Source organism: Endozoicomonas sp. SESOKO2, from assembly GCF_024606245.1.
Lineage (GTDB): Bacteria > Pseudomonadota > Gammaproteobacteria > Pseudomonadales > Endozoicomonadaceae > Endozoicomonas_A.
Window position 1 is genome coordinate 1 of record NZ_JAHHPQ010000371.1, and the last position, 4176, is coordinate 4176.

1 protein-coding gene is annotated in these 4176 nt (G+C 46.2%); it reads right to left on the minus strand.

All coding sequences use genetic code 11. The features are described from left to right. A partial coding sequence (locus KDK17_RS08220) for a hypothetical protein (protein WP_257287823.1) occupies nt 1–3897 on the minus strand: 3897 nt, incomplete at its 3' end. Nucleotides 3898–4176 lie beyond the last annotated feature (279 nt).

Genomic DNA, 4176 nt, shown 5'->3' on the forward strand with positions numbered 1-4176 from the left:
AAAATCGAAAGTTGTCAGGCAGGGTATTGTCTTACCGCTGCTGAATGCTGATTCCATCAGGCCCAGTGCTGCATCCAGAGCTTGTTGCTTGAGAGAGTGCTGCCGTGTGAAGGTGTTCATATCGGCCAGAACATTGACCTGTCTCGTCGAGAACTGGAAGGGACCGCCGTCATTTTTGACCGCTTTCTCGGCAGCCTTCAGGTCTTTCTTCATTCTCTCAAAGTCTGCTTCCCTGGTTTCAATCTCTCTTCCCAGACGAACCCGTTCCTGAATCAGTTGTTGGATTTTGCCGCCGCTACCATCATACCCACCCAGTTGTAGCTGTTTGTTTCTAAGGGCATTAACCCGTTGTTCATAGGTGTCAGAAGACTCTGGTTTGCGACTCAGGGATTCTTCAATGGCGTGAAGAATCGCTTTATGAGGATCAGCCAGAGTGTCTTCTGCCACTGATACAGCTTCACTTTGATGTTGAAGGTCATCAGGTTTCTCCGCAAATAACACGTGTTTGCCACGAAAATGATTCAACCTGCGATAAAGACCTGCCAGTTCATGTCCAGCTTCTTCCAGTACTCGCCTGGCTCTGGCCAGCTCACGATCAAGAACGTATCGGGGTTTAGGTCCCAGGCGTGCAATTTGCCTGTCAAGCTCACCTTCAATGGCTGCGATATGCTCATTGACGGTGGCATCACCTACTTTGGGAACTTCTTTATAAAGCTCCCGGAGTTTCCCTTTAATTAAAATATTCTGGTCGTCTATAGTGGTGTCATCTTCATAGTTCTTAATGTTGAGTTGATGGGCGATTTCATTGTTTCTGCTTCTTCTGACATCTTCATTGCCATAGGTTTCGTCTACTTCTTCCATTAATGCCAAAATTTTGTTTTCAAGAACATACTTGTTTTCAGGCAGATGGGCTTTTCTTCTAAGTATTACCCCCAGATCATTGGCCAGTTTAGCGACGAAAGCCTTGCCTTTTTCATCAGCCTCATCGCGTACAAACTCGTAGATGTGCAGCTTGTCCTCTAAAACTTTGAGTATCTTTGTCTGTTCTATTATGGCTAGTCTGTTTACTTTTTCGACATAAAATTCAAGACTGTTTTGAAGGTCCCGGAGTTTTGTGTTCCCTCTTTTGCTCGTGAATATAATGTCTTCTTTTCGGAGTGAATGCTCTATTTTATCCACCATGGATTCTGAGACATCACCGCTGTCAAGTTTTGTTCGAATCCTGTCAAGCCTTGCTGTTTTGTGATCTTCATTATTGACTTCGATTTTGAGTATTTCTTCTACTGTTTTCAGTATTTTCAGAGCCACTTCCTCTTCCTGCTGTCTGGCTTTTGCCAGACTTGCCTGAATGGCCTCAGAAATGGCGTTACGACGGTAATACACATCGTCCTGACTATTGAGGTTATCCATCTTAAGGGCTTTTTCCACGTTGGACAGTTTCTCCAGTACTACAGGCATGGCTTTGGGATGGCCTGGTGTTCTGATGTCTTTCAGTTCTTCTTCTAAATATTCAAGACTGCTGAACCTCTCATACATGGCTGTTTTCAGTGCAGGGTGTTCTTCCATCGTGCTGTCTTCATCCAGCCTGATACGCAGGGTCAGTGCCAGACCATCTTGTTGGGTTTTGACATCAGGTTCTTCCGTACAGCATTGAGCATTCAGTGCCTGGATTTTCTTAAGCAAATGTTGTTGATTTTCGTCGAGAGTATTGCCCTGAGTATTCAGTGACTGAAATTTGTCAAACAGGCTTTTTTGTTGAAGATTCAGTATATGCTTACTCTGTAGTTGAGTATTTAGTGCCTCAATTCTCCAAAGCAGGTGATCCAGTTGAGCGTCAATGTTTGCACTGGTATCAAAATTCTGAAGGTTTAAATGTGCGGCAATGGTTGCATAGCTGGCTTTGCTTTCAGCATCTGTTCTGGCGTTCTGGTGCTGAACAGCCGCCAGTGTTGTCTCTATAGAATCTCCCTCAGGCTGTTCTGTTGCGGCCAACGCCTTGTTGATGGCATGAATTTTTATACTGATGAGTCTGGCTTGATTTTCTGGTGGCTGGCTATCATCCCAATCTTCAATGCCAAGCTCTTCTGCCAGTCCAGCGTTGCGGGCTTTTGTGGCTTCCGCCCTGGCATTACGAATTTGTTTTTCCAGCTCCGGGATTCGTTCGACTTTCTGCCCAAATTTCCGCAACAGGCTTTGCTGTCTTTCCGATACGCCACGAAGCTGTTCAAGCTCATGCTCAGCTTGTTGCTTCAGCTGAAGTACTATGAGCTTTTGCTTTTCACTGGTAGTGGCTTTCTCCAATATGAGCTTTAACTGGTTACTAACCCGGATGAGTTTGCCTTCTCTCGCCAGCTGCTCTGCCAGCATGCTTTCCCTCTCAATCAGCTGCCTGGCCATGTCGCTCAGAACTTTGAAAGCAAACTGGTCGTCGTTGCAGGAAGCATTGAGCTGTGATTCGTCGACAACGGGTATAAGACTCATAATACCCTGAACAAAATTCTGATTATTCAGAAGACCTCTAAGTACGGGTCTGAAGCTGAAGTGTCTTGTCAGTTGAATCTGCAGCCAGGTTGGCGTGATGACAGACGAAGCAGCTCTGATGTGTTCCAGTGTAAATTCAAATTTTACTGCCGGAGTTGCCTGATCTGGAATAGCACTGGCCAATGCTTGCTGGAGATATTCGTAGAATGCAAGCGCATGTGTCGCCAGCTTATCTTCATTTGTAAGGGGCGTCGGTTGATCTTCGCTAATTTCAGCGCCGTGCCTTGCAACAAACTTCTCCAGTATTGCCATCTGCCTGCTTCGAATGACGTACCGGTAGCTTTTGACCTGATATTTTTTAACCTGTGCTGCTACTGCAGGAGCGGCGTTATCAGCCTCAGCTTCTTGCCAGAGGTTATGGAGATTTTCTACAAAAGCGATATCATTCGGATTCAGCTTCTGACCACGGAAAACAATCACCTCCCCCCGAGCTTCTGCTACTTCCAGCTTTGGGTAACCTGAAGGCACAGGGTAATCCAGTGTGTCATCCCCGACGTGTACAACATAGCCGACGGGTTTACTGTGTGCCAGGAGTTCATTAAGAGCCTGCTGTTGTAAATCCTCTCCCACAACATGAACCTGAATATAGGCAGAGGTGGCTGCTGCCAGGAGAGCGTCGTCATTGACAAAAAGTGATTGACCCAGACGTTGCAGTTCAGGAGGCTGATCGCCCGAAGCGATAAGACGCATAAAGGTGCGCCCATTCACTTCAACTTTTTCCACTTCAATGGTGGCAAGGGCAACGTAGTGATCGCCCGGACCAAGATTGCCTGCTCTTTCGCTGACAGCAATCAACACTTTAGCCAGTTGTACGGGGCTGGCGATTTTTGTTAACGGTTCGAATGGTTGACTGACGTGAAATGGCCAGGGAAATTGAGCACGAATAGCCTCAACTGAATCCTGATCGGTCATTCCGGCTCTGACTTCAATGACCAGTTTCGTTTCTTCAAGGTTATGAGTGAACCTGAAGATTCCCTCATTGCCTACCTTCAGGACTTTGGTGTATTTCTGAGCCACGTCATTCCTGCCTGTTTCAAACAGATCAACACTGGAAACGCCGCTATCCATAACAGAAAACAATTGTGTATAGCTTAAAGCAGGAAGGTCATACTTATCCCTGTCTATAGCATGGTCAGAGTAGGTGGTTGTACAAGACTTGGGTATTGGCTGCTCGTCAGGACCTAAAGTTGGCCCAACCATGACTTCACTATGAACATACTCCTCATGTCCATTGACCAGAATATTGATCGATTTTGTCTGCAGCTTGCGATCGGCCAGTGCCTGTGTGCCAATAATGCAAGAGCTGACTGCAATGGCCATTGCAAGGCTTAATGTATTGGGGCGAGCATGTATCATTCCACTACCTCAGAGCTGAATACTTTTATTGCCGTGAAAAGTGATTGCCGCACTGGACGAGGAAACAACTTTTAAGATCACTCATGGCTTTTGGTTAATCGCTCATGGCTGTTCCGGCAAGCTGAAATGTCTGGCGTCATTGTTGTCTTGAGGCTGTAGGTGGAAAGCTTGATTGATGGTAATTTCTCTTGTCATGACCGTGAACTTTCTGATCATCGCCCTTCTGCCATTCGTAAAAGGCTCCAAGAGTGTAGAAGTAAGGAATACTTTCTGCATGGG